The organism is Kineothrix sp. MB12-C1, assembly GCF_030863805.1.
GTDB lineage: Bacteria > Bacillota > Clostridia > Lachnospirales > Lachnospiraceae > Kineothrix.
Genome location: NZ_CP132957.1, coordinates 3,852,536 through 3,879,509 on the forward strand (window position 1 = coordinate 3,852,536; position 26,974 = coordinate 3,879,509).

The following is a 26,974-nucleotide window of genomic DNA, read 5'->3' on the forward strand; positions in this document are numbered from 1 at the left end:
GCAGGTTAATATATTATGAAAAATTTTTGGAGGAATCTTACGGTAAAACAAATCGTGTTGTCTGCGGTCGTAGTCTTTTGCCTGCTTTTATGGGCAGGGCTTACCATCTTCGCCACGGTGAAGAAACAAGCTTTGCTGGATCAAAATGTGGCAGGCAGGTGGTCGGCTGAGAATGATGTGGCGCAGATAAGCTGTTATTTTGCTGAAGGTACAGGAGTAGATAAAAATAAGATTTTGGGTTTTGGATATCAAATGGATGCAGTTCTTTTGGAATCCTCAATAACACCGCCGAATGAAAATGCGCGATTATGGGCAGATGCTTATAGTGCGCAAGGTAAAGTGACGATTAAGAGCGGCAAGGTATCTTTGGAAGTAGATGCAGCGGGAATCGGTGGCGATTTTTTCTTATTTCATCCGATGCAACTTGTTAGCGGATCCTATTTCTCGGGCAACGACTTGATGCAGGATAAAATTATTATTGATGAGGATGCTGCATGGCAGTTATTTGGTTCCAGCGATGTAGCCGGAATGGAAGTCTCCATCGGAGGGACTCCTCACTACATCTCAGGTGTAATAAAAAGAGCGGATGGAAGAATGCAAGAGGCCGCAGGGCTTAATAAAACCTATGCCTTTGTTTCCTATGAGACACTGGCATCTATGGGAAGTATAAGCGGTGTTGGCGCTTATGAAATCGTTATGCCTAATCCGGTCAGTGGATTTGCTTATGCGAAGGTGAAAGAGAAGTTCGGTATCGATGAGGTAGGAATGCAAGTGGTCGAGAATTCTGCAAGATACGGCTTCAAATCCTTATTTACCGTTATTTCCGAATTGGGAACGCGGTCCATGAATTCTTATGCTATCGGTTATCCTTATTGGGAGAATGTGGCGAGAGGATGGGAGGATATTTTTGCTATCGTGCTAGCGTTACAGATTATAACACTTATGATTCCGGCAGGAATTATGATTATTACACTAATTTTACTTTGGAAGCGAAAGAAATGGACATGGAGAGATGTAATTCATTTCCTTGGGGTATGGAAAGAGAACATTGGGAATCGTTTTCAGAAAGAAAAAAGTAAGTGGAAATATTTCTAAGATAGAGTAATACCATTAGAAGAGGAGGAGAACTATATGAAAAAAATAGTGGGTCTATTAGCAGCTATTATGGTATTATCACTTACTGCTTGTGGCGGAGGTTCAGAAGAGTCGAAAGCAACAAAGGAGCATGTTTATAGAATGGAAGAAGTTTCCATTGAGGAAGTGGAGGATAAGAATACCATTTCTGACTATTTCCTGCGTGAGGATGCCCTCTATATTATAGGATATAATTGGATGGAAGAGTCGAGAGAGACCTATATTGTGAAAAAGAAATTGGACGGCTCGGAATCTTCCATGGTTACTCTTACTTTAACGAACAATCAATACATGGGATCGTTAACGGTAGATGATGAAGGAAATTATTATTGCGTTTTGAATGAGTATTTCGAGGATAACAGCGATCCGGAGAACTATGTATGGGAGGAGAATTACTACCTCCTCAAAATGGATGGGGAAGGGAACGAGCTTTGGAAACAGTCTTTGAAGGGCGAAGGAGAAGATTCTTATTATGGTGTGAACTGGATGAAGATTTTAGGCGATGGACGTATTGCTATTGCGGACGCCTATGGATTGACGCTGTATGATACACAAGGGAATGTGCTCAAAAAGGTAAAGCAGGAAGAAGATTCCTATATGGGGGATCTTATACAGCTTACGGATGGTACTATTTTGAACATGTCTTATAGCAGTGAGAATAACAAATATATGCTGCAGAAGATGGATATCGAGACGGGTGAGAAGTCCGAAGAGTATTATGTCCCTGGCATTTCCTCTATGTATAGTTATTTTCCGGGTATCAGTCATGATTTACTTCTTGTAAGCAATGTGGGAGTATATGGTTATAATCTGGGGGATGAGGAAGTGACGGAGCTTATGAACTTTATTGACTCCGATTTAAATGCTTCCTACGTCTATAGTATTGTTCCGGTGAGTGAGACGGAATTCTATGGTATGATAAACGATAATCTTACAGGAAATACGGTATTGATGAAGTTTACGAAGGTAGACCCGAAAGATGTAGTGGATAAGAAGATATTAACTCTTGGCTGCAACGGAATTGGTTGGGATATCCGCAATCAGGTGGTGCAGTTCAATAAGACAAATGAGAAATACCGTATTCAGATTCGTGACTACTCACAATATAATACTGATGAAGATTATACAGTAGGCCTTACAAGGCTAAATACGGATATAGCTTCAGGCTATGTGCCTGATATTCTTGTGATGGATACGAGCCTTCCGGTAGAAAGTTATATTTCTAAAGGTCTGTTTGAAGACTTGTATGGATATATCGATAAGGATGAAGAGTTAAATAAAGAGGATTACTTCCAAAATATACTGAGGGCATATGAGTCCAATGGAAAACTGTATCAGTTGGTTCCCAGCTTTTCCATTTTTACAGTGGCAGGTAAGACTTCCGATGTAGGAGCGGAGCCAGGGTGGACACTGGAAGAGCTGAATGAGGTCATGGCGGGCAAGCCGGAAGGTACTTTGATATTCGCCAGAGAAACAAGGGCCAGTATGTTGCAATATAGCATTCAGATGTCCAGCGGACAGTTTATTAATTGGGAAACAGGTGAATGTAAATATAATTCAGATGCCTTTATCCAGCTTCTGGAATTCTTGAAACAATTCCCGGAGCAATATGATGATGGCGACTACAATGATGAGTTCTGGCGTAGTTATGACAGTCTGTGGCGGGATGACAAGGTGCTTTTATCCATTAGTTATCTGGACGGCTTTCCTTCATATAATTATATGAAGAAAGGAACTTTTGGAGTGGATATTACTCTCAAAGGCTTCCCGGCAGAAGATAGAAACGGCTCTACCATCATTCCGAATTTGGATTTGGTAATGGCGGCGAAATCGAAGCATAAAGAGGGTGCATGGGAATTTATGCGATACTTCTTAATGGATGAATATCAAAACTCAATCAGTTATGGATGGCCCTTAAGTCTGGCACGTGTTGAAACTATGGCCGAAGAGGCGATGAGAACAGAACCTTACGAAGATTCCTTTGGAAATATGGTGGGTTACGCTCAATCGTATTTTGTAGGGGATGTAGAGATTAAGATCGATCCGATTACAAAGGAAGAGGTGGATGATGTAATGAACTTCATTATGTCGGTAGATCGTCCTCATACCTATGATGAAAATCTGATAAATATTATTTCAGAAGAAGCTGCGCCTTATTTTTCAGGACAGAAGAATGCGAAGGAAGTGGCGGATATTATCCAAAGCAGAGTGCAGATTTATGTAAACGAAAATAGATAAGATATTTCGGAGAAAATAGATGAAGATTCATGAATATTTGCAAGATAAGAAAATAATATGCGACGGGGCATTCGGCACCTACTTTTCAGCGTTGTTCGATGATGAAATACTTCCCGAACAGGCGAATATACAGCATCCGGAGCTGGTGAAAAAGATACACAGCAGTTATCTGGACGCTGGAGCCGTGCTGGTGCGGACGAACACTTTTGCCTCGAACAAAGAGAGTCTTCAGTGTGATGAAAAAGGATTGGCGGAAAATATAAGGGCAGCGTGGAAGCATGCGACCGAAGCTGCCAGAGAAAGCAAAAGGATATCGGGAGAGGATTGTTTTCTGGCAGGTGATATCGGTCCGATTCCGGGAAGCCATGGAATTTCTGAAGAAGAAACCTATCTGGAATACAAATTAATATGTGATACCTTCCTGGAGGAAGGTGCACAGATTCTTATTTTCGAAACCTTTACGGATATGGATAGGATTCTGCCGGTAATAAAGGAGATAAAGAAAGAACGGGAAGTTTTTATTATCGTGCAGTTCTGTGTGAATCAGAACGGTTATAGTAATGCGGGAATCAGCGCGGGAAGGCTGATACAGGATGCCGGAAAGGTTAGTGAAATTGATGCACTGGGCTTTAATTGCGGCGTAGGTCCCGGGCACATGTTCTCAATTATCGATGCCGTTGACTGGCCGGAAGGCAAGTATGTAACCGCCCTTCCCAATGCAGGATATCCTAAGTTAATTAAGAACCGCATGATTTTCAGGGATAATGCAGAATACTTTACCTTAAAGATGAACGAGATTTCTTTGAAGGGAGTAGATTTCCTCGGTGGATGCTGTGGTACGAATCCTGACTATATCCGTCGTATGAAGGAAATGATCGACATACACCAAAGAGAAAAGAAGCTGTCCATCCAGGGTATAGAGGAAAGAACGCAGCAGAGTGTAAAGGATAATAGTTTCTGGAAAGATAAGAAGCCGGGAGAGAAGTTGATTGCGGTGGAGATTTCGCCTCCTCCCGGAGCGAACGATGAAAAAGTGATGGAAGCTGTTTTTCAATTAAAAGAAGGAATTGCGGATGTTGTTACTTTCCCTGATTCCCCTTCTGGAAGAACCAGGGCAGATTCCGTGCTTATGAGTATGAAGGCTGCAAAGGAGACAGGACTTTGTGTAATGCCGCATATATGCTGTAGGGATAAGAATGCGATAGGAATGCGCTCCCAGCTTTTAGGGGCATACATTAATGGAATAAGGAATATGCTCGTTATTACGGGAGATCCGGTGCCTACTTTAATAAGACAGGAAGTGAAAAGTGTATTTAACTTCGATTCGGTAGGGTTGATGAAGATGCTGGATGAACTGAATCAGGAAGAATTTGCGAAGGATCCCGTTGTATTTGGCGGTGCGCTGAACCACAACAGACCGAATCTGAATGTAGAAGTGGGACGGGTGAAGAAAAAAATGCAGCAGGGAGCGGAGTTTTTCCTGACGCAGCCAATCTTTACGCAGGAGGAAGCTGAGAAGCTGCGCATTGTGAAGGAAGAGACAGGGGCAAGAATTCTATGTGGGATTATGCCTTTAGTAAGTTACCGGAATGCTCTTTTTATTAAGAACGAAATGACAGGAATTAATGTGACAGAAGAAGTGCTCGCTCACTTTTCCCCCGATATGACACGGGAAGAAGGGGAGAATGCGGGTATAGAAATCGCTAAGAAGGTGATGGGTTATACAGATGATTTTGTAGACGGATATTACTTTTCTATCCCGTTTAACAGGGTTTCTCTCTTAAATCGAATTTTTTGAACACACAGGCACAATCAGAGAAGCTGTTTTATTATATCTTGATGAGGTATGATTTGTGCAGATATGGTTCATCGGCAGAACGCCGGCTTCCCAAGCCGGAGAGACGGGTTCGACTCCCGCTATCTGCTTGAAAGGGTCTTTTTCAAGGCCCTTTTTCATTTTATTCGCACTATTCATACGCGAAGAATCTCCAAGCAGATTCTTTATTTTTTTGCAGAAATGTCTTTTCTATGAAATTATCTAATAATTTAATAATTTTTTAATTGAATCAAAGCTAAGAGAAGAGTATGATAGATGATTATTGCAAGTTTTTAAAGGGAAAGATTATGAAAAGGAGTTAAAAGCAAATTTATGTTTAAAATTTTGAAATATTTAGGTGAATCAAAAGCCTCTGTAGCTATTATCATCGCTCTTTTAGTTCTCCAGGCTTACTGTGATCTAACATTGCCTCAGTATACTGCAGACATTGTGGATATCGGCATAAGCCGTGGCGGTATTGATCCGGCGATGACAGAAGTAATAAGTGGCGATCCTGCCTATATACAGACTCATTATTTGTTATCTAAGGGTGCTGTTATGTTAGGGTTATCGGTAGTAATGATGTTGACGACAATTCTATCGAGTCTGATTGCAGCCAGAGTATCCGCTAAGATTGGTATGTCCTTAAGGAGTAGGGTCTTCCATCGTGTTATTTCCTTTTCCAATGCGGAGATGGAGACGTTCTCAACCGCTTCGTTAATTACAAGAAGTACGAATGATATCCAGCAAGTACAGATGGTATCGGTCATGCTGCTTCGCATGGTATTGTATGCTCCCATCATAGGAATTGGCGGTGTTATCAGGGTATCCGGCACAAGAACCGGTATGGGATGGATCATCGGGGTGGCAGTTGCTGCGATTACTGTTTTGGTAGGAAGCCTTATGATAATAGCTATGCCCAAATTTAAGAAGATGCAGCCCTTAATCGATAGGCTGAATCTCGTTTCCAGGGAGATATTAACCGGTATTCCGGTCATCCGGGCTTTTGATAGAGAGGAATTTGAAGAGAAACGTTTTGATGAGGCGAGTAGACAGTTGATGAAGAATCAGTTGTTCACGAATCGTGTTATGACCTTTATGATGCCTGTGATGATGCTGATTATGAATGGAATTACTGTTATGATCGTGTGGTTCGGTGCACAAGGTGTTGATATGGGTAATCTGGAAGTAGGAGATTTGCTGGCGTTCATTACTTATACAATGCAGATTGTAATGGCATTTTTGATGATTACTATGATTTCTGTAATGCTTCCTCGTGCAGGGGTGGCAGCAGAGCGTATTGAAGAGGTAGTCAATACGGAGTCTTCCATTCACGATAAGGAAATTGTGAAGGATAGAGAAGTTGATGGTTTAAGAGGAGTGCTTTCTTTTGATAATGTATCCTTCCGTTATCCGGGGGCTGACGAGGATGCCCTTGTAGATATCACTTTCACCGCCGAACCGGGTAAAACGACTGCGATCATTGGCAGTACCGGATGTGGCAAATCTACATTGATTCAATTAATTCCCAGATTCTATGATGTGACAGAAGGGAAGATTACGATAGATGGAATTGATATTAGAGATTTATCTCAACATAGACTTCGCAGTATCCTCGGCTATGTACCGCAAAAGGGAGTGTTATTTTCCGGAGATATTGAGTCGAATATTAAATTTGCCGGAGATTTTATCGACGATGAAGCGATGAAGGAAGCGGCGTCTATCGCTCAGGCTCAGGAATTCATCGATAGCAAGCCGGATACTTATAAGAGTGAGATTTCTCAGGGAGGAACCAATGTATCGGGTGGACAGAAGCAGCGGCTTTCGATTGCAAGGGCTATTGCATCTAAACCAAAGGTGTGCTTGTTCGACGATAGTTTCTCAGCCCTTGATTACAAGACAGATGTGGTGCTTCGAAAGGCATTACATGAAAAGCTATCCGAGTCCACGGTAATGATTGTAGCCCAGAGAATCAGCACTATATTACATGCGGATCAGATTATCGTCCTGGAGGAAGGAAAAATGGTCGGCATCGGTACTCACGAACATCTTCTTCGTACGTGTGAAACGTATCAGGAGATCGCCAGAGCACAGCTATCGGAGGAAGAACTGAAAGGAGGTATGGCATAATGAGTGAGCAAAGTAAACCTCAAAAAAGGTCATATGGGCCTGGAAGCGGAATGATGCCGGGGGAGAAGGCTAAGGACTTCAAGGGTACAACCGGTAAGTTGTTACGATACATGGGTGCTTATAAGTATGGATTGATCGCAGTGGTGATTTTTGCCATAGGCGGTACTGCCTTTGGTATTGTAGGACCGAAGATAATGAGTAGGGCAATCACCGAAATATTTAACGGACTTATGGGTAAGTACGCAGGAACCGGAGGAATCAACTTTGATAAGATATGGCAGATTCTTCTTGTATTGCTCGGATTATATGTATTTAGTGCGGTGCTATCCTTTATTCAGGGATTTATTATGACAGGAATCTCACAGAAACTTAGCTATAGATTTCGACAGGAGATCTCACAGAAAATTAATCGTATGCCCTTTGAATACTTTGAGTCGAAGCCGGTAGGAGAAGTTCTGTCTCGTATTACTAACGATGTGGATACCTTAGGACAGAGTCTGAATCAAGGTATCACCCAGCTTATTACTTCAGTCATCACTATTATCGGTGTGCTTATTATGATGTTAAGCATTAGTCCGCTCATGACATTGATTGCCTTTGTAATTCTGCCTGTATCAGGTATTCTTATTGGGGTGACTGTGAAGTTCTCCCAAAAATACTTCGTATCTCAGCAAAAATATTTAGGTAAGATTAACGGGCAGGTAGAAGAAATTTATGGAGGCCATAACATTGTAAAAGCTTTCAACAGAGAAGAACAGGTACTGAAAGAATTCAATGAGACTAACGAGATTCTCTATCAGTCTGCCTGGAAGTCTCAATTTTTCTCCGGAATGATGCATCCGATTATGAACTTTGTAGGTAACTTAGGTTATGTAGCAGTTGCGGTAAGCGGCGGCTTTTTAGTAATTAAAGGGAGTATCCAAATTGGAGATATCCAAGCATTTATCCAATATGTAAGAAACTTTACCCAACCGATCGCTCAAGTGGCACAAGTATCGAATATGCTTCAGTCTATGGCAGCAGCGGCGGAAAGAGTCTTTGAATTCTTGGGTGAAGAGGAGGAAAACAGAGGAGAGAAGGCACTTTTCCTTGATAATCTGGAGGGGAATGTAAGTTTTGAACATGTACGCTTTGGTTATCACCCTGATAAGATTATTATTCACGATTTCAGCAGTCAGGTAAGGGCTGGTGAGAAGGTAGCGATCGTAGGACCTACGGGAGCGGGTAAGACAACGATGGTGAAGCTTTTGATGCACTTTTATGATGTGAATGGCGGAAAGATTCTCGTAGACGGACACGACATTAAGGAGCTTGAAAGAAGTGAGCTTCGAAAAGCTTTCGGTATGGTATTACAAGATACCTGGCTGTTTAAAGGCACGATTATGGAAAATATCCGTTACGGTAGGCTGGATGCTACCGATGAAGAGGTGATTGAGGCAGCAAAGGCAGCTCATGCCCATCATTTTATTCAGACACTTCCGGGTGGCTACCAAATGGAATTGAATGAAGAAGCGAGCAATGTATCCCAAGGGCAGAAACAGCTTCTCACGATTGCCAGAGCAATCCTTGCAGACAGTAAGATTATGATCCTTGACGAAGCGACGAGTTCTGTGGATATGAGAACAGAAGCTCGTATTCAGAAGGCTATGAATAACTTGATGAAAGGAAGAACCAGTTTCGTCATCGCCCATCGCCTCTCAACAATCCGCGATGCGGATTTAATCCTTGTAATGAAGGATGGGGATATTATCGAACAGGGGAATCATGAGCAGTTGTTAGCACAAAAAGGCTTCTATTCAGAATTGTATCAATCTCAGTTTGAAGAAATTACCGCATAAAAGTAAACCGCAGTAATGAAATGAAATTAATAGAATAAAAGTAACTATTAGGTAAACGGCTGGCCATCCGCCTATAGGATAACCAGCCGTTTGCTATATTCGCTCGTGCTATCGCAGTCGAACTTATGAGCAACAACACTGTCATAAATATGAGAAGCTTGAATTTCTTTTTTCAACATCCTGTTTCCGGCTTCGTTAAGAAAGGGAGCGGCATCTGCCAATTTGGAAATAAGAGGAATGGAGGAATGGATTCGGATTTCGTGTAATAATTCTTCCGCTTCTTTTCGGAATCCGAGCATTCTGGCATAATAGATACAATCACCGTTTAAGAAAGTGGTAAGTTCCTCCTTTTTTATATCCAAAAGGATATGTAAGAGGCAGCGGCTGATACGGGAATAAGTCATATCTTTGGATTTGAGCAATTCACAGAACTGTTCAAAGCTCCTGTAAAAACGTAAGTTTTTCTTTATTTTATCCGATAAATCTGAAGATACGTCCACATATTTCGTATATCCCTCTTCTTCCTCTGATAGAAGCTTATATTTTAATAAGAGAGAAAAGTCATCACTTCTTATAGGAAAGCTCTTTTGATAAGAATCGCTTAACCGTTCATAGACGGAGGGCGGAACATGATCTTCTATGGAAAAGAGTCCATCGATACCATTCATGGACTGTCGAATGGCGGAGGCAGAGCTTTTAGGAGACGCATCTTCTTTAAAATCTGCTATGAGGGAGGTGTCATGATAGCCGCCGCCCTTTCTTTGAATGGTATAAGGATGTATCCTGCTTTCCATTCGTTTCAACGCTTTTATATATTCAATACCGAGAATGTTGTTCGGAGATGAGATCGCTTCTACGTATGCAGGGGAAGAGAGACAGGTTGAAATAGCTTCACTTCTCGCTTTCGGATAGGATAAGCCTTTTCTAAGCCGTGCTTGCAAAACTTCCCTGTAAAGAGTCGGCTCGTCAATAAGGACGGAAGCGATTTCTGATAAAATATGCACATCGCCACATTCACTGCCAAAACATAAGGAATCTGTGACCTCCAGTTTATTCAAAAGGGAGACAGCGCCAAGAGCGAAATACTCTGCACTCGCAGATGCATAGAAGAGGGGAAGTTCCAGCACCAAGTCGACACCATTTCGAAGTGCCATCTCAGTGCGGGCATATTTATCGATAACAGCAGGAACACCTCGCTGCATATAATTACCGCTCATCACCGCAATTACAAAATCACAACCTGTTAATTCCTTTGTTCGTTCGATATGATATTTATGTCCATTATGAAAGGGATTGTATTCTACGATAATACCTGCTGTTTTCATTTATACTGCCTTTCCAGTCGTTCTTTTCGGTTATAATAGCATGAATTTACATAGAATACAATTCATACAGTAATTGGTAAGGATTAGTTTGTAACATTAGTTTTGTATTTGATTTAGCACAATATTTATAGGTTTTCTTATAAATTTCATCTTGTATGCGGTATTCAAATCTTGTATAATTTTTGTATACAAAATGAAGGTATATGAAAATGGGGAAAATTGTTCTTTTGGAACAAATACGATAAGAAAAGAGGAAGGAGAATAGGATATGTCCTATATCGATATTATTAAAGAAAAGGCAAGGAGCAACAAAAAGACAATCGTTCTGCCGGAGACTACGGATAAGAGAACGTTAATTGCTGCATCCCATATTATTGCAGAGGGAATCGCGAATATTATTATGGTAGGCAATGAGGAGAAAATTATGGATGGTGCCAGCTGGCTGGAGGTAGAGCTCGGCGGTGCTAAGATTATAAATCCGGCTCAGACGGACAAGTTGGAAGAATATACGAATCTATTATATGAAATAAGAAAAGCTAAGGGAATGACGATGGAAAAAGCGAAAGAACTTCTCTTAACCGATTATTTAACCTTCGCTGTTATGATGGTAAAGGCGGGAGAAGCGGATGGAATGGTGGCAGGTGCATGTCATGCGACAGCGGATACACTACGCCCGGCGTTGCAGATTCTTAAGACAGCCCCCGGAGTAAAGCTCGTATCAGGCTTCTTTATTCTGGATGTACCGAATTGTGAATATGGAGATAATGGAACTTTTCTTTTTGCAGATTGTGGTCTGAACCAAGATCCTACGGCGGAAGAGCTTGCAGCTATTGCAGATTCCAGTGCTACGAGTTTCCGCCAGTTAGTGGGAACAGAACCGATAATCGCCATGCTATCCCATTCGACGAAAGGAAGTGCGAAACATCCTCTCGTGGATAAGGTTGTGGAAGCGACGAAGATTGCGAAGGAAGAATATCCTCATTTGATGTTGGATGGAGAATTGCAGGCAGATGCTGCCTTGGTGCCCCAGGTAGCTAAGTCTAAGGCACCCGGAAGTCCGGTAGGAGGAAATGCCAATGTTTTAATTTTCCCTAACTTGGATAGCGGTAATATTGGGTATAAGCTTGTACAGAGACTTGCGAAAGCGGAAGCTTACGGACCGATGCTTCAAGGAATTGCAAGACCGGTTAATGACCTGTCCCGCGGATGTTCCTGGCAGGATATTGTCGGCGTTGTGGCTTTGACAGCCGTGCAGGCACAGCTTGCTTAATCGGATACAGATAATATAAATATATGTATAAACTGCCTAAAGAGTAAAACACTCTTTAGAGAATAAATTATAATGCGATAAGAAGAAAGAATTTCGTAAGAAAATCCAGGAGAAATAAAGATGAATATATTAGTAATAAACTGTGGCAGCTCATCCCTTAAGTTCCAGTTAATCGATGCTACAGATGAGAAGTTAATTGCAAAAGGGCTTTGTGAAAGAATCGGTATAGAAGGAAGCCAACTCGTATATGCGCCTACAGGCGGAGAAAAGGTAACAGCAGTAACGCCTATGGGAGATCATACAGAGGCTATCCGCCTTGTGCTCGAAGCGTTGACGAATGAGAAAAACGGAGTAGTGAAAAGTCTTAAAGAAATCGGCGCGGTAGGACATCGAATTGTCCATGGCGGAGAGAAGTTTGCTTCTTCCACTATGATTACGGATGAGGTTATTAAGGCAATTGAAGAGTGCAACACGCTCGCTCCTCTTCACAACCCGGCTAATCTTATCGGTATCGATGCATGTAAGAAGTTGATGCCCGGCACCCCTATGGTAGCTGTATTCGATACTGCCTTTCATCAGACAATGCCCGAAGAAGCTTATATGTACGCTATTCCATACAAGTATTACAGAGAATATAAGGTAAGAAGATATGGTTTCCATGGAACGAGCCATTCTTATGTATCCCATCGTGCGGCTCAGCTATTAGGCCGCAACTACGAGGATTTGAAGATTATCGTTTGTCATCTCGGAAACGGAGCCAGCATCTCTGCAATAAAAAATGGCAAATGCGTGGATACTTCCATGGGACTGACTCCTTTGGAAGGCTTAATTATGGGAACCCGCTCCGGCGATATTGATCCGGCGATTATTAAATTCATCGCTGATACAGAAGGCAAAAATATCGATGAAATTATGGATGTGCTCAATAAGGAGTCCGGAGTGCTAGGACTTTCCGATGGATTTTCCTCAGATTTCAGAGATTTGGTAGATGCATATGAAAAGGGAGAGGAAGCATCGGTTCGTACGATGAAAGTTTTCGCTTATCATGTGGCGAAGTATGTAGGTGCATATACCGCAGCGATGAACGGTGTGGATGCTATTTGTTTTACCGCAGGATTTGGAGAGAACAGTGCATTTATCCGTACCCTGGTATGCGCGTATCTGGGATACCTTGGAATTGAGATCGATGAAGAAGCGAATGCGAAGCGAGGCGTGGAAGGTATCATTACCACAGCGGATTCGAGGACGAATGTTCTTGCGATTCCTACCAACGAAGAATTGGCAATTGCGAGGGAAACTTTTGCTCTTGTCAAATGATAAAATAGTTACTGTTCACTCCGTAACCAATAACATAAAATATCTATTGACAAAAAAGTAATCGATAGATATAATTGATAAAGTGTGAAAATGATTATTTTCATAAGGAGTCAGCTATGTTAATGAACCTAACTGATGTTTTAACATCTGAAGGCAAAGTAGTAGAAAAACAGGTAGAAATCGATATTGTGCAGATTGACAGCCGTTTGGGGGATTTCCCGATTATCGAGAAGACACCGGTGACACTTACTTTGACTAATATTGGAACTAACCAAGCGTCTATAGAAGGTAAGATGGAGCTTACATTTGCCATGAATTGTGACAGATGCCTCAAGCCCGTTTTGCAAAAAGTGATTCTCGATTTTACAAGAGTCGTAGAAGGACCTGATGCATATACGAAAGACGCGGAAGACGATGACCAGAATTTCATGGAAGGTTACCAGCTTAACATAGATGATTTGATTAAGAATGAGTGTTTTATGAACTTGCCGACGAAGGTTTTATGTCAGCCGGACTGTGTAGGAATCTGTATGCAGTGTGGGAAAGACTTGAATGAAGGACAATGTGCTTGTGATACATTTGTACCCGATCCGAGGATGGCAAGGATAAAAGATATCTTTGACGCAAATAAGGAGGTGTAACAATGTCTATTTGTCCCAAGAATAAATCTTCCAAGGGTAGAAGAGATAAGAGAAGAGCAAACTGGAAAATGAGTGCTCCTACATTGGTTAAATGCAGCAAGTGCGGCGCGTTAATGATGCCCCACAGAGTATGCAAGAAATGTGGCTCTTATAACAAAAAAGAAATCATTTCTGTAGATTAATGATTAGAACATTAAGGTTTTCCTATTTGATTAGGAGAACCTTTTTTCGTTATAATTAAGAAAATAGTACAAAATAATACATTGTTATGTATAAAAATATCTTGATTTTTATATATGGGTTTAGTATATTAAAGAAGGATATGAGGAGGCTGCATATGTCAGAATTAGTAAAAGTTGCTATCGATGCGATGGGCGGAGATAATGCACCGGGTGAAATCGTAAAAGGCGCGATAGAAGCGGTGAAAGAAAGCAACAATGTTAAGGTCTATCTGGTGGGGATAGAAGATGCTATTAAGGAAGAACTGAAGAAATATACTTATCCGTCTTCCCAAGTGGAAATTATCAATGCGACAGAGGTGATAGAGACGGCAGAGCCGCCTGTTATGGCTATTCGCAGGAAGAAGGATTCCTCTATCGTGAAGGGACTTCAGCTTGTGAAGAGCGGAGAATGTGATGCTTATGTATCGGCAGGCAGCACCGGAGCTACTTTAGTTGGAGGGCAGGTGATTGTAGGGCGCCTAAAGGGAGTGGAGAGACCGCCCCTTGCACCATTGATACCGACGGAGAAGGGAGCTTCACTTTTAATCGACTGCGGCGCCAACGTGGACGCAAGACCGTCTCATCTCGTACAGTTTGCCAGGATGGGAAGTGTATACATGGAAAGCACTATGGGTATCAAGAATCCCAGGGTGGCGATTGTTAATATCGGTGCGGAGGAAGATAAAGGGAATGCCCTTGTGAAAGAAACCTTTCCGCTGCTTCAAAGTTGCCGGGATATTAACTTTATCGGAAGCATAGAAGCGAGAGATATTCCATCGGGATATGCGGATGTTATTGTATGCGAAGCCTTCGTCGGCAATGTTATCTTGAAGTTGTATGAGGGAGTCGGCGGAACACTCATTAAGATGGTGAAGAAAGGGATGCTTAGTACCCTTCGCAGCAAGATAGGTGCTCTGTTGGTAAAGCCGGCATTAAAAGAAACCCTTAAGGCATTTGACCTGGAACAATATGGCGGAGCTCCGCTTCTTGGCTTAAAAGGCCTGGTAGTGAAGACTCATGGCAGTTCGAAATCAGTAGAAATCAAAAATTCTGTTCTCCAATGTGTCACATTTAGCGAGCAGAAGATTAATGATAAAATAAAAGAAAAGATTAGTTTTGAGAACGAATAGGAAAGGGCTGTAGAAATGGAATTTGAAAAATTAAAAAAAGTAATTGCCGAGGTATTAAATGTAGACCCGGAGGAAATTACGTTGGATACTACGTTTGCGGATGATTTAGGTGCTGACTCTCTGGATGTGTTCCAGATTATTATGGGAATTGAAGAAGAATTCGATATTGAAATTCCTGCAGAAGAGGCTGAGAAGATCAGTACAGTAGAAGAAGCGGTTGAGTTAATCAAAAATGCTATGAATTAGTAACTATGCGATGATGATTGCAGTGGAGTATCGAAAGCCCTTTTCATAGGGCTTTTTCGATGTTTATGAGGGTATGTTATGTTGACGGAAGAAACTTTTAAACAGTTGGAAGATAAAATAGAGTACCAATTTAAGGATAAGAATCTGCTTTGGCAGGCGCTTACCCATAGTTCATTTGCCAACGAACAGAAGATTAATAAAAGGCAGGACTACGAGCGCCTGGAGTTTCTGGGAGATGCGGTTTTAGAATTGGTGACGAGTTCCTTTTTATATGAAGCCCATCCGGAAATGCCGGAAGGAATGTTGACGAAGAAGCGTTCTACACTCGTTTGCGGTTCTTCCCTCGCTTATTGTGCGGAAGATTTGGAATTGACTCAGTATATTCGTCTTGGAAGAGGAGAGGAGACAACTGGAGGAAGGGGACGGGAATCTATCACTGCCGACGTGATGGAGGCAATTATCGGTGCTATTTATTTGGACGGTGGTTATGAGAAAGCAGGGACCTTCATCCATCGTTTTGTATTATCCGATTTGGAGAATAAGGAACTTTTCTATGATAGCAAGACATTGCTTCAAGAAGAGGTGCAAAAGGATAGCAAAGGGACTCTTCGTTATGAATTAGTCGGGGAGAGCGGTCCGGATCATAGTAAGAATTTCGTCGTTGCTGCCAGAGTCAATGGTACCTTGATGGGAAGAGGCTCAGGCAAGACCAAGAAGGCGGCCGAACAGCAGGCCGCATATGAAACACTTCTATGTATGAAGAAAAATAGGTAATGGGAGTAACTATGTATTTAAAAAGTATTGAGGTACAGGGGTTTAAATCATTTGCAAATAAAATTACATTTAAGTTCCATAACGGTATTACAGGAATCGTAGGGCCTAATGGAAGTGGGAAGAGCAACGTAGCAGATGCGGTCAGGTGGGTGCTCGGTGAACAGCGTATCAAGCAGCTTCGCGGTGCGTCTATGCAGGATGTCATTTTCTCGGGAACGGAATTGCGTAAGCCTCTCGGTTATGCTTATGTGGCAATTACACTGGATAACTCGGATCACCAGCTTGCGGTAGATTATGATGAAGTGACTGTAGCGAGAAGGATCTACCGTTCGGGAGAAAGTGAATATTTGTTAAATGGTACGCCTTGCCGTTTAAAAGACGTGAATGAGCTCTTCTACGATACGGGTATCGGTAAAGAAGGCTATTCGATTATCGGTCAGGGACAGATCGATAAGATCTTAAGCGGTAAGCCCGAGGAACGAAGAGAATTGTTCGATGAAGCAGCAGGAATTGTGAAGTTCAAGCGACGTAAGAATGCGGCACAGAAGAAGCTGGAGGATGAGAAACAGAATCTCCTTCGTGTCAATGATATTTTATCAGAGCTGGAAAAGCAGACAGGGCCTTTAGAGAAGCAAGCGGAAACCGCTAAAATCTATTTGAAGAAAAAGGAAGAATTAAAAGCGCTGGATGTGAATGTTTTCCTTATGGAGAATAATCGTATCAGAGAGCAGCTTCTTAGTGTAGAGCAAAAATACAATATTGCCGGCGGGGATCTTGAGGAAACTTCGAAAAAGTATGAAGGAATAAAGACGGAATATGAGCAGATACAAGGACAGATCGAGCAGTTGGATGAAGCCATTGAGAAAGCCCGTGAAGAGCTGACGGATACCGGACTTTTGCGTGGAAAATTAGAAGGGGAAATCAATGTCTTAAAAGAACAGATTAACTCTGCCAGAGGAAATGAGAATCATCTTCGTTCCCGATTAGCAGCGGTACAAGGTGAAATCGATGCAAAGAATGTGGACAAGGAAGAGATTCTAAAGGATAAAGGGAAAATCGATGCTCAGCTTGCTGCTCTGGAGCAAGTACGGGATGAAGCGAGAAGGCTCTTGCAGGAAACACAAAGCAAGATGGAAGAGCTAAATAATCATATTGAAACAGGTAAGAATACCATTATCGATGCGTTAAACGGACGAGCGACCATCAAATCGAAAATCGGCCGATATGATACGATGATGGAGCAGATTAGTATACGTAGAGCAGAGCTGAACTCCAGACTTCTTAGGGCAAAATCGGATGAGGCGAAGCAGGAAGAAACTATCCGCCTTTTGCAGGAGGAGTTTGAGAGCATCAATGAAGAAATCCGTAAGGGCAACGACTCTCAGGTGCTTATTGAAGAGCAGCTTGTCAGTATGCGTGATGAATTATCCGAGAAGGATAAGAAGCTGCGGGATACTCAGGTTGTCTATCATCAGGAAAAGTCCAAAATGGATGCCTTGGCTAACTTAACGGAACGCTATGATGGCTATGGCGGAAGCGTTAAGAAAGTTATGGAATGTAAGGAGGAAGAAAAAGGGATTATCGGCGTAGTTGCTGATATTATTAAAGTAGATAAAAAATATGAAACAGCAATTGAAACGGCACTTGGAGGCAATATTCAAAATATTGTCACGGAAGATGAAGATACGGCAAAACGGATGATCGCCTTGTTAAAGAAGCAAAAAGCGGGAAGGGCTACTTTCTTGCCTCTTACGAGCCTTAAGGATCCTCAGGAATTTAAGAATCAAGATGCCTTAAAGGAAAAAGGTGTCATCGGTATGGCTGATGCACTGGTGCATACGGATAAGCGTTACCGGGATGTGGCAAAGGCTATGCTCGGGCGCATCGTGGTAGTCGATAACGTGGATAATGCGGTAAAGATAGCGAAGAAATTTAATTATGGCATCCGTATGGTCACTATAGAAGGAGAATTGCTTGTACCGGGAGGTGCCATCAGCGGCGGAGCATTCAAAAATAATAGTAATCTTCTTGGCAGAAGAAGAGAGATGGAAGAACTCGGTGAGAAGATTAAGAAGTATCTGGAAGAGATTGATAATCTTTTGGAAGATATCGAGCAAACAAAAAGGCGCAGAAATAAACTGCGGCTTGACTTAGAAGAGACCAAGTCCCATTTGCAGGAAGCATTTATCAGACAAAATACTGCCCGCTTAAATGTAATTAAGGCACAGGAACGTAAGGACGAGGCGGAAGCAGGCTTCGGAGAATTGAAGACGGAAGAAAGTGAGATCGAAAGTCAGATACTTGAAATTAAATCCAGCAAAGAAAGCATATTACGAGAATTAGAGGAATCGGAAAAGCTGGAGAAGAGTGTGGAAATCCAGATTAGCGCCTTCCAAAAGGAGTTGGAAGAGCAAAGAATCAAGGAATCGGAGGAGTCCAGGAAGGCATCCGAGCATGATGTGGAAGTGGAAAAGATGCTGCAACAGCAAGGATTCCATAAGCAGAATGTGGATCGTATCGATAATGAAATCGTACGCTTTATTTCAGAGCTTGAAGAAATTAAGTCCGGTCTTGAAAAGACAGCGGAGGAAATGGAGCGAAAGGAACAAAATATTGTCGAGATCGAGCAGACGATTGTGGCTTCCAACACTTCAAGAAGCGATGCAGAAATCAAGCTAAAGGAAGACATCACAAAGAAAGAGGAACTTGCCTCTAAACAAAAGAATTTCTTCGCAGTAAGGGAAGAGCTTTCGGAGAGGATATCTGCTCTTGATAAAGAGGTTTATCGCTTGAATTCGCAGAAAGAAAAGCTGGAGGAATCCATCGAGAACCAGATTAACTATATGTGGGATGAATATGAAATTACCCTTTCGGATGCAGCTTCCCTCCGCAATGAGGAGATGACGGAACTCACCGCGATGAAGAAGGAGATTTCTGCATTAAAGGAAGGAATTAAGAAGCTTGGTGATGTCAATGTCAATGCCATTGAAGACTACAAGAACTTAATGGAACGATACTTATTCCTAAAGACTCAGCATGACGACTTGGTGGAAGCAGAAAAGACATTGCTTCATATTATCGAAGAGCTGGATACGGCGATGCGAAAGCAATTCCAGGAGAAATTCTCAGAGATTGCCCAGGAATTCGATAAGGTATTCAAGGAGCTCTTCGGAGGAGGCAAGGGAACTCTTGAATTGATGGAGGATGAAGATATACTGGAAGCAGGCGTTCGTATTATTGCACAGCCTCCGGGAAAGAAACTGCAGAATATGATGCAGTTATCCGGTGGAGAAAAGGCCCTGACGGCCATTGCTCTTTTGTTCGCTATTCAGAATCTGAAACCATCTCCCTTTTGTCTTTTGGATGAAATTGAGGCGGCGCTGGATGAGAATAATGTAACGAGATTTGCAAAATATCTACATAAATTAACAAAGCATACACAATTTATTGTAATTACTCACAGGCGTGGTACAATGGAAAAGGCAGATCGTTTATATGGTATTACGATGCAGGAAAAAGGAATATCAACATTGGTAAGCGTCAATTTAATCGATAAAGAACTGGATGATTAGTTGCTTTGAATGAAGAAGGAGGGTATATGAGCGAGGAGAAGAAAGGTTTTTTTGGCAGGCTCAAGGATGGGCTTGCTAAGACCAGGAATAATATTGTTAATGGAATCGACTCTGTATTCAACGGTTTTTCCGCAATTGATGAAGACTTTTATGAGGAATTGGAAGAGATTCTGATTATGGGAGATATTGGTGTGAATGCTACCAATGCCATTATTGAGAAGCTTCGGGAACAAGTAAAAGAAAATCATATTAAGCAACCGTCAGAATGCAAGGAATTTCTTATTGAAAGTATTAAGGAACAGATGCATGTGGAGGAAACAGCTTATGATTTCGAACACTGTCAGTCGGTCATATTGGTTATCGGTGTAAATGGCGTAGGTAAGACCACTTCAGTCGGTAAATTAGCCGGTATTTTGAAAGAGCAGGGACGAAAGGTACTTCTTGCAGCAGCGGATACTTTCCGTGCGGCAGCCGGAGAACAGTTAACGGAATGGGCCCACCGTGCCGGTGTGGATATTATCGGTGGAGCAGAAGGTTCTGACCCTGCCAGCGTAATTTTCGATGCTGTGAATGCGGCGAGAGCGAGAAATGTGGATGTGCTTTTATGCGATACGGCGGGGCGTCTGCATAATAAGAAGAACCTGATGGAAGAGCTTAAGAAAATAAATAGAATTATCGATAAGGAATTCCCCGGAGCGCACAGGGAGAATCTGGTGGTACTGGATGGAACCACAGGACAAAATGCGCTGCAGCAGGCCAGAGATTTCGGCGAAGTTGCAGATCTGACAGGTATTATTCTCACTAAGATGGATGGAACGGCTAAGGGCGGTATTGCAGTGGCTATTCAATCGGAATTAAATATTCCGGTAAAGTATATCGGAGTGGGAGAGACGATAGAGGATTTGCAAAAGTTTGACTCCGACCAGTTTGTAAATGCACTTTTTGATATAAAGACAACAGGTGAAGAGATATAACATCATGATGAAGATCGTGAAGAGTCGAAAATGGATGGAGGACAAGGTAAATTGGACGAGAAAATGCTGACACTGGATAAATTTGAAGAAGCTTCGGAGATAGTAAAATATGCAACGCAGGAAACTAAGCTCATTTACAGTGCTTATTTAAGTTTGCAAACGGGAAATAAGGTATATTTGAAACCTGAGAATATGCAGTTTACCGGAGCGTATAAGGTGAGAGGTGCTTATTATAAGCTAAGCACATTGACGGAGGAAGAACGGCAAAGAGGATTGATCACAGCATCTGCAGGCAATCATGCGCAGGGAGTTGCCTATGCAGCCAAATGCAACCACGTAAAGGCGACGATCGTTATGCCCAATACTACTCCGCTCATTAAGGTGAATCGGACAAAAAGCTATGGTGCCGAGGTCGTTCTCTTCGGTGATGTATATGACGAAGCCTGTGCGCATGCCTATGAGCTCGCCGAAGAAAAGGGGTATACCTTTATCCATCCATTCGATGATTTGGCAGTTGCGACCGGACAAGGAACGGTGGCTATGGAGATATTCAAGGATCTTCCTCTTGTCGATTATATATTGGTGCCAATTGGCGGCGGTGGTCTGGCGACGGGTGTTTCCACGCTTGCGAAGCTTCTTAACCCTAAGATTAAGGTAATCGGCGTAGAGCCGGCCGGTGCTAACTGCCTGCAGGCTTCCTTAAAGGAGGGACATATCGTCACCCTGGATAGTATCAATACCATTGCCGACGGAACAGCGGTAAAGACACCAGGAAGTAAGATATTCCCGTATTTATCTAAGAATTTGGATGATATTATTACAGTAGAAGATGAAGAGCTCGTAGTCGCTTTTCTTGATATGGTGGAAAATCATAAAATGATAGTGGAGAATTCAGGACTTCTTACCGTGGCGGCGCTCAAGCATCTGGATGCGAAGAATGCGAGAATTGTTTCCATTCTGAGCGGTGGCAACATGGATGTGATCACGATGTCATCGGTGGTACAACAAGGGCTGATATTGCGAGATCGTATCTTCACGGTGTCGGTTCTGCTTCCTGATAAACCGGGTGAATTGAGCAGGGTATCGGAGGTTATTGCAAAGCAAAGCGGAAATGTAATTAAACTGGAACATAATCAGTTCGTCTCCATTAACCGAAATGCGGCAGTGGAGCTTCGGATTACTTTAGAGGCGTTCGGGCCGGAACATAAGAAACAGATTATAGTGGCACTTCATCAAAATGGGTATAAACCGAAAGCAGTTCGTACCATTATGTAATGAAATAAAAAATCTGCATGGAAGTAAATGCAGGTTTTTTTCTTTCTAAGTAATAGAAGTGAGGGAAATGGGGATGTTAGAAAAGAAGGAAAGGTATGATAGGATGAAGAGTGCATCAGAAATAGAAAATGTGAATCATATGAATCACAATGTGATCCCTGCGAATCACAATGTGACCCTTACGAATCACATGGAAGAAAAACATATTATAGAGATAGAACAGGAATATGAAAAGCGCCGTGAGGAGGAGAAAACGGTGAAACAGCGCGTAATCGATTATATTGTGATTACGCTCGCTTCCGTTGTGTACGCGGTGGGAGTCAGTCAGTTTGTTGATCCGAATAACTTAGCGCCGGGTGGTGTGACCGGTGTTGCAATTATTTTAAATCGTGTAGTACCAATTGAAACAGGTACTCTCATTTTACTTATCAATATTCCGCTTGTTATTTTGGGAATGTGGAAATTTGGGGTAAAGTTCATTATATCGACCTTTTATGCCATTGCAGCCACATCAATTTTCACGAACCTTCTGGCTCCCTTTGGAGCAGCCACAAAAGATGTATTTTTGGCGTCGCTTACAGGCAGTGTACTTATTGCGGTTTCCATGGGAATTATCTTTAAGTGTGGAGCAACGACAGGTGGAACGGATATTATTATTAAGTTTTTAAGGTTAAGATATCCGCACTTAAAGATGGGGGTGCTATTCTTCCTTACAGATGTAGGAATAGTAGTAGCTTCCGCTTTTGTGTTTCAGGATATTGATTCTGCGTTGTATGCGGGAATTGCCGTAGTGATTACTTCTCTAATGCTCGATGTAGTCCTTTATGGACGGGATGGGGCCAAGCTGATTTACATTATCAGCGATTCTTCTGATAAGATTACGACTAAGCTGTTAGAGGATCTGGGAATTGGTGTGACCCATATTAACGGTCAGGGGGCTTATAGCGGTAAAGAGAAGCAGATTATCATGTGTGTATCTAGAAAGACTCTTGCTCCACGCATCGAGGAGATCGTTCGGGAAGAGGATGCGGATGCCTTTATGATAGTAACGAGTGCAACGGAAATATTTGGAGAAGGATATAAGAGTTATTTCAGTGAAAAGATTTGAACCCCATCCATCATGTATGGTAAGATAGAGAAATAAGATAGCAAATATAAGAACAAAATGGGGATGGATGATTAAAAGATGGAGACATTTAATAATTTTACGGAAGAAAAAAGAGTAACTAAGCGAAGGCAAAGAAACACAATGAGAAGGCGGCGGAAAAATAAAGGAAAAAGAAGCGGCGGCAGTCTCTGGTTTCTTGCGATTTTATGTGTCATTGCACTTAGTGCTCTAACCGGATGTCTTTTGCTTACAGCAAAAAATTACAGCCTTAAGAATGAAGTGAATGAGGCTATGGCATATATCGATGAAGTAAATTCCATTACCACTTATACGGAAGAAGAGATGCAGGCTATCATTGCGAAAGAAGTGGGAGAAGCATCGGAAGAACAGAAAGCAGAAATTCTTGATGAGATGAAGGCGATGATGGAAAACGGAGATGGAACCTCTGCAATGCTGCGCTATTTTTATCCGGATGAAATCGTTGTTGCCTCTGACGGTCGTTACTATTTCTTCCCGATTCTCGACACCTTGAGGCATCATTCTTACGAAAATGAACAATTTATAATGAATGATGATATGATACTGGAATATAAAGAAAACGATAATATCGTTTCGCGTAAGGGAATCGATGTATCGAAATACCAGAGCTCGATTAATTGGGAGAAAGTAGCCGGGGATGATGTGGAATATGCCTTTATCCGATTGGGAATCAGGGGATCATCGGAAGGAAAACTTGTCCTTGATGATACTTACGAGGATAATATAGAAGGTGCAATCTCCAATGGTATCGATGTAGGCGTTTATTTCTTCACACAAGCTTTAAATAAAGAAGAGGCGGTGGAAGAGGCGGAGTTCGTATTGGAGAACTTGGAAGGCTATGATATTACATATCCCATCGTTCTCGATGTGGAAGCGATTGAAGTGAAGAATCCCAGAACAAAAGGTATGACAAAGCAAGACTGGACAGATGTTTGCATTGCCTTTTGTGAGACGATTCGTGAGGCGGGGTACACGCCGATGATATATGGGAACTTGAAGACCTTCTTTTTGATGGTGGATATGGAACAGCTGGAAGCCTATGAGAAATGGTTCGCTTATTATAATACACCTCTTTATTTTCCTTATGAATTCTCCATATGGCAGTATACCTCTACAGGGAAGGTGAACGGCATTAAAGGAGATGTAGATCTGAATGTGAGCATGAAGGATTGGAAGAATGAATGATAAGATGGAAGGGTATGAGAAGGCCGGATATCTCAATAAGCATTATAAGTTATTTCATTTAAAGGATTGCGACAGCAGGGAATTCGACTACCATTATCATGACTTTGATAAGATAGTTTATTTCCTCGATGGAAAAGTGAACTATATGATAGAAGGGAAGAAGTTTCTGTTAGAGCCATATGATTTTCTCCTTGTGAATCGGAATGAAATACATAAACCGATGGTGGATTTCTCAGTGCCGTATGAGCGAGTGATTCTATATATCGATCATGATTTTCTGTCAGGATATGCCAATGGGGATTATAACTTAGCCGAATGCTTTCAAAGAACTGCGGAGGAAAAGACAAATGTAGTTCGTTTTCCGGCAGTAGCGACAAGGCAACTTGCGGATACTCTTCACCGCATGGAAGCAAGCGATAAGGAGAATGCTTATGCGGGAGAATTATATGGAGAGCTTTTGTTTCTAGAATTTATGATTCAAATAAACAGAGCTTGCAAAGAAAATGAATTCGCCTATCATCATACGGCAAAATATAATAAAAAAATTATTGATATTCTACAGTATATTAATGAGAATCTACCGGAGGAACTAACTATCGATAGCTTAGCGGAGCGATTCTATATGAGTAAATACCATATGATGCGTAGGTTCAAGGAGGAAACCGGTTATTCCATCCATCAGTATATTTCTGAAAAAAGAATTCTTGCGGCGAAAACTATGCTTTTAAGCGGAACTCCGGCTACGACAGCAGCAATGGAATGCGGGTTCAAAGACTATTCTACTTTTGCCCGTGCTTTCAGGAAAAGACTGGGAAATATGCCGTCTAAAATAAAAAACTAGGGTGTCAAGAAAAAATACTTGACACCCTGATTTCGTTATAGTATGATAATTTCTGTGCTCGAGGAAATATTTTTTGAGCGTAGGCTTGGAATATATGGAAGAAGCAACGGAGAAGGTTCAATGGAGAAGATCGTAGCACAAGGTTTATTATATGATTTCTACGGAGAGCTGCTGACAAAACATCAACGTAAGATTTATGAGGATGCAGTATATAATGATTTATCTCTGAGTGAAATTGCGCAGGAACAAGGAATCAGCAGGCAGGGAGTTCATGACCTGATCAAACGGTGTGATAATCTTTTGGAAGGATATGAGAGTAAGCTTCATCTGGTGGAACGGTTCAACCGCATTCAGGATAAGGTGGGACGTATCAATAGCTTGGCGGCAGATGAGTGTGTGGATGCTTCTTTGCTCAGGATAGAGATTAAGAAATTAACCGATGAGATTCTGGCAGCACTTTAGTCTTCAGAAGAGAGAACAGTGAAGGACTGAACTGTTACAGAGGAATAGAAGAGGTAATGTATGGCATTTGAAAGTTTGACGGACAAATTGCAGAATGTATTCAAAAATTTAAGAAGCAAGGGCCGTTTAACTGAGGAGGACGTAAAAGCAGCCTTAAAGGAAGTAAAAATGGCGCTTTTAGAAGCGGATGTAAACTTTAAGGTAGTTAAGCAATTTATAAAGTCCGTAGAAGAACGAGCAGTTGGTGCTGATGTGATGAATGGCCTTAATCCCGGGCAGATGGTCATTAAGATCGTAAACGAAGAAATGGTAACTCTGATGGGTTCCGAGACGACGGAGATTAAGATGCAGCCGGGGAAAGCGATAACCGTTCTCATGATGTGCGGTTTGCAGGGTGCCGGTAAGACGACTACGACAGCGAAAATTGCAGGTAAATTAAAGCTGAAAAGTAAAAAGCCTCTGTTAGTGGCTTGCGATATTTATCGTCCTGCGGCTATTAAGCAGTTACAGATTAACGGAGAGAAACAAGGCGTAGATGTTTTTTCCATGGGGGACAATCATAGTCCTGTGGATATTGCGAAAGCTTCTATCGAACACGCGAATAAGAACGGACATAATGTAGTGATTCTCGATACTGCCGGTCGTCTTCATATCGATGAGGATATGATGGCAGAGCTTCAAGCGATAAAAGAAAACATAGAAGTACATCAAACACTTCTTGTTGTAGACGCTATGACCGGACAGGATGCGGTTAATGTAGCGAAAGAATTCGATGAAAAGATTCATATAGATGGTGTTGTATTATCGAAGATGGATGGCGATACCAGAGGTGGTGCTGCTCTTTCTGTAAAAACAGTGACCGGTAAGCCGATTCTCTTTGTAGGTATGGGAGAGAAGCTTTCCGATCTGGAGCAATTTTATCCCGACCGTATGGCGAGTCGGATTCTGGGAATGGGCGATGTACTTACATTAATCGATAAGGTACAGGCCAATCTGGATATCGATGAAGGCAAAGAAAAAGAAATGGCTGCCCGTATGAAAAAGGGTAAGTTCGACTTCAATGATTATCTGGAAAGTATGAAACAAATGAAAAATATGGGTGGCCTTTCCAGTATTCTTGGAATGATGCCTGGCATGGGAAAACAACTTGGCGATATCGAATCCATGGTGGATGAGAAGCAGCTTGCCAGAATGGAAGCAATTGTGCTGAGTATGACGCACGCAGAGAGAGAGAACCCGAAGCTCCTTAACTTAAGCAGAAAAAGTCGTATTGCAAGAGGTGCAGGAGTGGATATTGCGGTGGTGAACCGATTTATAAAACAGTTCGAACAATCGCAGAAGATGATGAAGCAAATGCCCGGAATGCTGGGCGGAAAAAAAGGAAAAGGTATGTTCGGCGGTATGAAATTCCCGTTTTGACATAGAAATTAATTTCATG

General features: G+C 42.0%; 21 protein-coding genes and 1 tRNA gene. 21 read left to right on the top strand and 1 reads right to left on the bottom strand.

Going from position 1 to position 26,974, the window contains the following annotated elements; genetic code table 11:
- The first annotated feature begins 15 nt into the window (after window positions 1–15).
- From RBB56_RS17745 to RBB56_RS17770, 6 genes are all read left to right on the top strand, one after another.
- Entirely contained in the window at window positions 16–1,095 is a 1,080-nt protein-coding gene (locus RBB56_RS17745; protein ID WP_306720274.1) for an ABC transporter permease, read from the top strand.
- Between the two features lie 36 nt (window positions 1,096–1,131).
- The gene (locus tag RBB56_RS17750) at window positions 1,132–3,372 is read left to right on the top strand and encodes an ABC transporter substrate-binding protein (protein WP_306720275.1); all 2,241 of its coding nucleotides are present in this window, start codon (window positions 1,132–1,134) and stop codon (window positions 3,370–3,372) included.
- A gap of 19 nt (window positions 3,373–3,391) precedes the next feature.
- Window positions 3,392–5,170, top strand: a complete 1,779-nt coding sequence (locus RBB56_RS17755) for a bifunctional homocysteine S-methyltransferase/methylenetetrahydrofolate reductase (protein WP_306720276.1) — start codon at window positions 3,392–3,394, stop codon at window positions 5,168–5,170.
- Between the two features lie 57 nt (window positions 5,171–5,227).
- Window positions 5,228–5,298: transfer RNA gene (locus RBB56_RS17760), tRNA-Gly, on the top strand.
- Between the two features lie 223 nt (window positions 5,299–5,521).
- Window positions 5,522–7,318 carry an ABC transporter ATP-binding protein gene (locus tag RBB56_RS17765; RefSeq protein ID WP_306720277.1) on the top strand — a complete coding sequence of 599 codons (1,797 nt, stop codon included), beginning with the start codon at window positions 5,522–5,524 and terminating at the stop codon, window positions 7,316–7,318.
- Window positions 7,318–9,156, top strand: coding sequence for an ABC transporter ATP-binding protein (locus RBB56_RS17770; RefSeq protein ID WP_306720278.1), 1,839 nt, complete (start codon window positions 7,318–7,320; stop codon window positions 9,154–9,156). The genes RBB56_RS17765 and RBB56_RS17770 overlap by 1 nt, the downstream gene beginning before the upstream one ends.
- Before the next feature lie 71 nt (window positions 9,157–9,227).
- Here the strand turns inward: RBB56_RS17770 and RBB56_RS17775 are convergent, their stop codons facing one another.
- A complete protein-coding gene (locus RBB56_RS17775) occupies window positions 9,228–10,481 on the bottom strand; it encodes a nucleotidyltransferase (RefSeq protein WP_306720279.1) in 1,254 nt (417 codons plus the stop codon).
- 268 nt (window positions 10,482–10,749) lie between these two features.
- On the opposite strand from RBB56_RS17775, the gene pta reads away from it, so the two are divergent.
- The 15 genes from pta (at window position 10,750) to ffh (ending at window position 26,955) form a co-directional block, all read left to right on the top strand.
- Window positions 10,750–11,751, top strand: a complete 1,002-nt coding sequence (gene pta, locus RBB56_RS17780) for a phosphate acetyltransferase (RefSeq protein WP_306720280.1) — start codon at window positions 10,750–10,752, stop codon at window positions 11,749–11,751.
- Window positions 11,752–11,871: 120 nt separating this feature from the next.
- The gene (locus RBB56_RS17785) at window positions 11,872–13,068 is read left to right on the top strand and encodes an acetate kinase (RefSeq protein ID WP_306720281.1); all 1,197 of its coding nucleotides are present in this window, start codon (window positions 11,872–11,874) and stop codon (window positions 13,066–13,068) included.
- 116 nt (window positions 13,069–13,184) lie between these two features.
- A complete protein-coding gene (locus RBB56_RS17790) occupies window positions 13,185–13,709 on the top strand; it encodes a YceD family protein (RefSeq protein ID WP_306720282.1) in 525 nt (174 codons plus the stop codon).
- A 2-nt stretch (window positions 13,710–13,711) separates the two neighbouring features.
- On the top strand, window positions 13,712–13,891 hold the full coding sequence (gene rpmF / locus RBB56_RS17795) for a 50S ribosomal protein L32 (protein WP_306720283.1): 180 nt from the start codon (window positions 13,712–13,714) through the stop codon (window positions 13,889–13,891).
- Window positions 13,892–14,046: 155 nt separating this feature from the next.
- Complete coding sequence (gene plsX, locus RBB56_RS17800; RefSeq protein WP_306720284.1) at window positions 14,047–15,060, top strand: phosphate acyltransferase PlsX; 1,014 nt, start codon at window positions 14,047–14,049, stop codon at window positions 15,058–15,060.
- 15 nt (window positions 15,061–15,075) lie between these two features.
- On the top strand, window positions 15,076–15,306 hold the full coding sequence (gene acpP, locus RBB56_RS17805) for an acyl carrier protein (protein WP_306720285.1): 231 nt from the start codon (window positions 15,076–15,078) through the stop codon (window positions 15,304–15,306).
- Between the two features lie 78 nt (window positions 15,307–15,384).
- On the top strand, window positions 15,385–16,080 hold the full coding sequence (rnc, locus tag RBB56_RS17810; protein ID WP_306720286.1) for a ribonuclease III: 696 nt from the start codon (window positions 15,385–15,387) through the stop codon (window positions 16,078–16,080).
- Window positions 16,081–16,091: 11 nt separating this feature from the next.
- A complete protein-coding gene (gene smc / locus RBB56_RS17815; protein WP_306720287.1) occupies window positions 16,092–19,652 on the top strand; it encodes a chromosome segregation protein SMC in 3,561 nt (1,186 codons plus the stop codon).
- Window positions 19,653–19,678: 26 nt separating this feature from the next.
- Window positions 19,679–20,626 carry a signal recognition particle-docking protein FtsY gene (gene ftsY / locus RBB56_RS17820; protein WP_306720288.1) on the top strand — a complete coding sequence of 316 codons (948 nt, stop codon included), beginning with the start codon at window positions 19,679–19,681 and terminating at the stop codon, window positions 20,624–20,626.
- A 63-nt stretch (window positions 20,627–20,689) separates the two neighbouring features.
- Window positions 20,690–21,901, top strand: coding sequence for a threonine ammonia-lyase (gene ilvA / locus RBB56_RS17825; protein ID WP_306722210.1), 1,212 nt, complete (start codon window positions 20,690–20,692; stop codon window positions 21,899–21,901).
- Window positions 21,902–21,974: 73 nt separating this feature from the next.
- Window positions 21,975–23,009: a YitT family protein gene (locus tag RBB56_RS17830; RefSeq protein ID WP_306720289.1), complete on the top strand. Its 1,035-nt coding sequence runs from the start codon at window positions 21,975–21,977 to the stop codon at window positions 23,007–23,009.
- Between the two features lie 78 nt (window positions 23,010–23,087).
- Complete coding sequence (locus RBB56_RS17835) at window positions 23,088–24,233, top strand: glycoside hydrolase family 25 protein (protein ID WP_306720290.1); 1,146 nt, start codon at window positions 23,088–23,090, stop codon at window positions 24,231–24,233.
- The gene (locus RBB56_RS17840) at window positions 24,226–25,074 is read left to right on the top strand and encodes an AraC family transcriptional regulator (protein ID WP_306720291.1); all 849 of its coding nucleotides are present in this window, start codon (window positions 24,226–24,228) and stop codon (window positions 25,072–25,074) included. The genes RBB56_RS17835 and RBB56_RS17840 overlap by 8 nt, the downstream gene beginning before the upstream one ends.
- Before the next feature lie 120 nt (window positions 25,075–25,194).
- Window positions 25,195–25,536, top strand: coding sequence for a YlxM family DNA-binding protein (ylxM, locus tag RBB56_RS17845; RefSeq protein WP_306720292.1), 342 nt, complete (start codon window positions 25,195–25,197; stop codon window positions 25,534–25,536).
- A 60-nt stretch (window positions 25,537–25,596) separates the two neighbouring features.
- The gene (gene ffh / locus RBB56_RS17850) at window positions 25,597–26,955 is read left to right on the top strand and encodes a signal recognition particle protein (protein WP_306720293.1); all 1,359 of its coding nucleotides are present in this window, start codon (window positions 25,597–25,599) and stop codon (window positions 26,953–26,955) included.
- The last annotated feature ends 19 nt before the right edge of the window (window positions 26,956–26,974 follow it).

Excerpts from the sequence above, each read along its gene's own strand:
- RBB56_RS17775 (WP_306720279.1), bottom strand. The coding sequence starts at position 10,481 with ATGAAAACAGCAGGTATTATCGTAGAATACAATCCCTTTCATAATGGA.
- RBB56_RS17830 (WP_306720289.1), top strand. The coding sequence starts at position 21,975 with ATGTTAGAAAAGAAGGAAAGGTATGATAGGATGAAGAGTGCATCAGAA.
- ylxM (WP_306720292.1), top strand. The coding sequence starts at position 25,195 with ATGGAGAAGATCGTAGCACAAGGTTTATTATATGATTTCTACGGAGAG.
- RBB56_RS17770 (WP_306720278.1), top strand. The coding sequence starts at position 7,318 with ATGAGTGAGCAAAGTAAACCTCAAAAAAGGTCATATGGGCCTGGAAGC.
- pta (WP_306720280.1), top strand. The coding sequence starts at position 10,750 with ATGTCCTATATCGATATTATTAAAGAAAAGGCAAGGAGCAACAAAAAG.
- ffh (WP_306720293.1), top strand. The coding sequence starts at position 25,597 with ATGGCATTTGAAAGTTTGACGGACAAATTGCAGAATGTATTCAAAAAT.
- RBB56_RS17790 (WP_306720282.1), top strand. The coding sequence starts at position 13,185 with ATGTTAATGAACCTAACTGATGTTTTAACATCTGAAGGCAAAGTAGTA.
- ilvA (WP_306722210.1), top strand. The coding sequence starts at position 20,690 with ATGCTGACACTGGATAAATTTGAAGAAGCTTCGGAGATAGTAAAATAT.
- acpP (WP_306720285.1), top strand. The coding sequence starts at position 15,076 with ATGGAATTTGAAAAATTAAAAAAAGTAATTGCCGAGGTATTAAATGTA.
- RBB56_RS17840 (WP_306720291.1), top strand. The coding sequence starts at position 24,226 with ATGAATGATAAGATGGAAGGGTATGAGAAGGCCGGATATCTCAATAAG.
- smc (WP_306720287.1), top strand. The coding sequence starts at position 16,092 with ATGTATTTAAAAAGTATTGAGGTACAGGGGTTTAAATCATTTGCAAAT.
- RBB56_RS17755 (WP_306720276.1), top strand. The coding sequence starts at position 3,392 with ATGAAGATTCATGAATATTTGCAAGATAAGAAAATAATATGCGACGGG.
- RBB56_RS17745 (WP_306720274.1), top strand. The coding sequence starts at position 16 with ATGAAAAATTTTTGGAGGAATCTTACGGTAAAACAAATCGTGTTGTCT.
- RBB56_RS17785 (WP_306720281.1), top strand. The coding sequence starts at position 11,872 with ATGAATATATTAGTAATAAACTGTGGCAGCTCATCCCTTAAGTTCCAG.
- plsX (WP_306720284.1), top strand. The coding sequence starts at position 14,047 with ATGTCAGAATTAGTAAAAGTTGCTATCGATGCGATGGGCGGAGATAAT.
- RBB56_RS17765 (WP_306720277.1), top strand. The coding sequence starts at position 5,522 with ATGTTTAAAATTTTGAAATATTTAGGTGAATCAAAAGCCTCTGTAGCT.
- rpmF (WP_306720283.1), top strand. The coding sequence starts at position 13,712 with ATGTCTATTTGTCCCAAGAATAAATCTTCCAAGGGTAGAAGAGATAAG.
- RBB56_RS17750 (WP_306720275.1), top strand. The coding sequence starts at position 1,132 with ATGAAAAAAATAGTGGGTCTATTAGCAGCTATTATGGTATTATCACTT.
- rnc (WP_306720286.1), top strand. The coding sequence starts at position 15,385 with ATGTTGACGGAAGAAACTTTTAAACAGTTGGAAGATAAAATAGAGTAC.
- RBB56_RS17835 (WP_306720290.1), top strand. The coding sequence starts at position 23,088 with ATGGAGACATTTAATAATTTTACGGAAGAAAAAAGAGTAACTAAGCGA.
- ftsY (WP_306720288.1), top strand. The coding sequence starts at position 19,679 with ATGAGCGAGGAGAAGAAAGGTTTTTTTGGCAGGCTCAAGGATGGGCTT.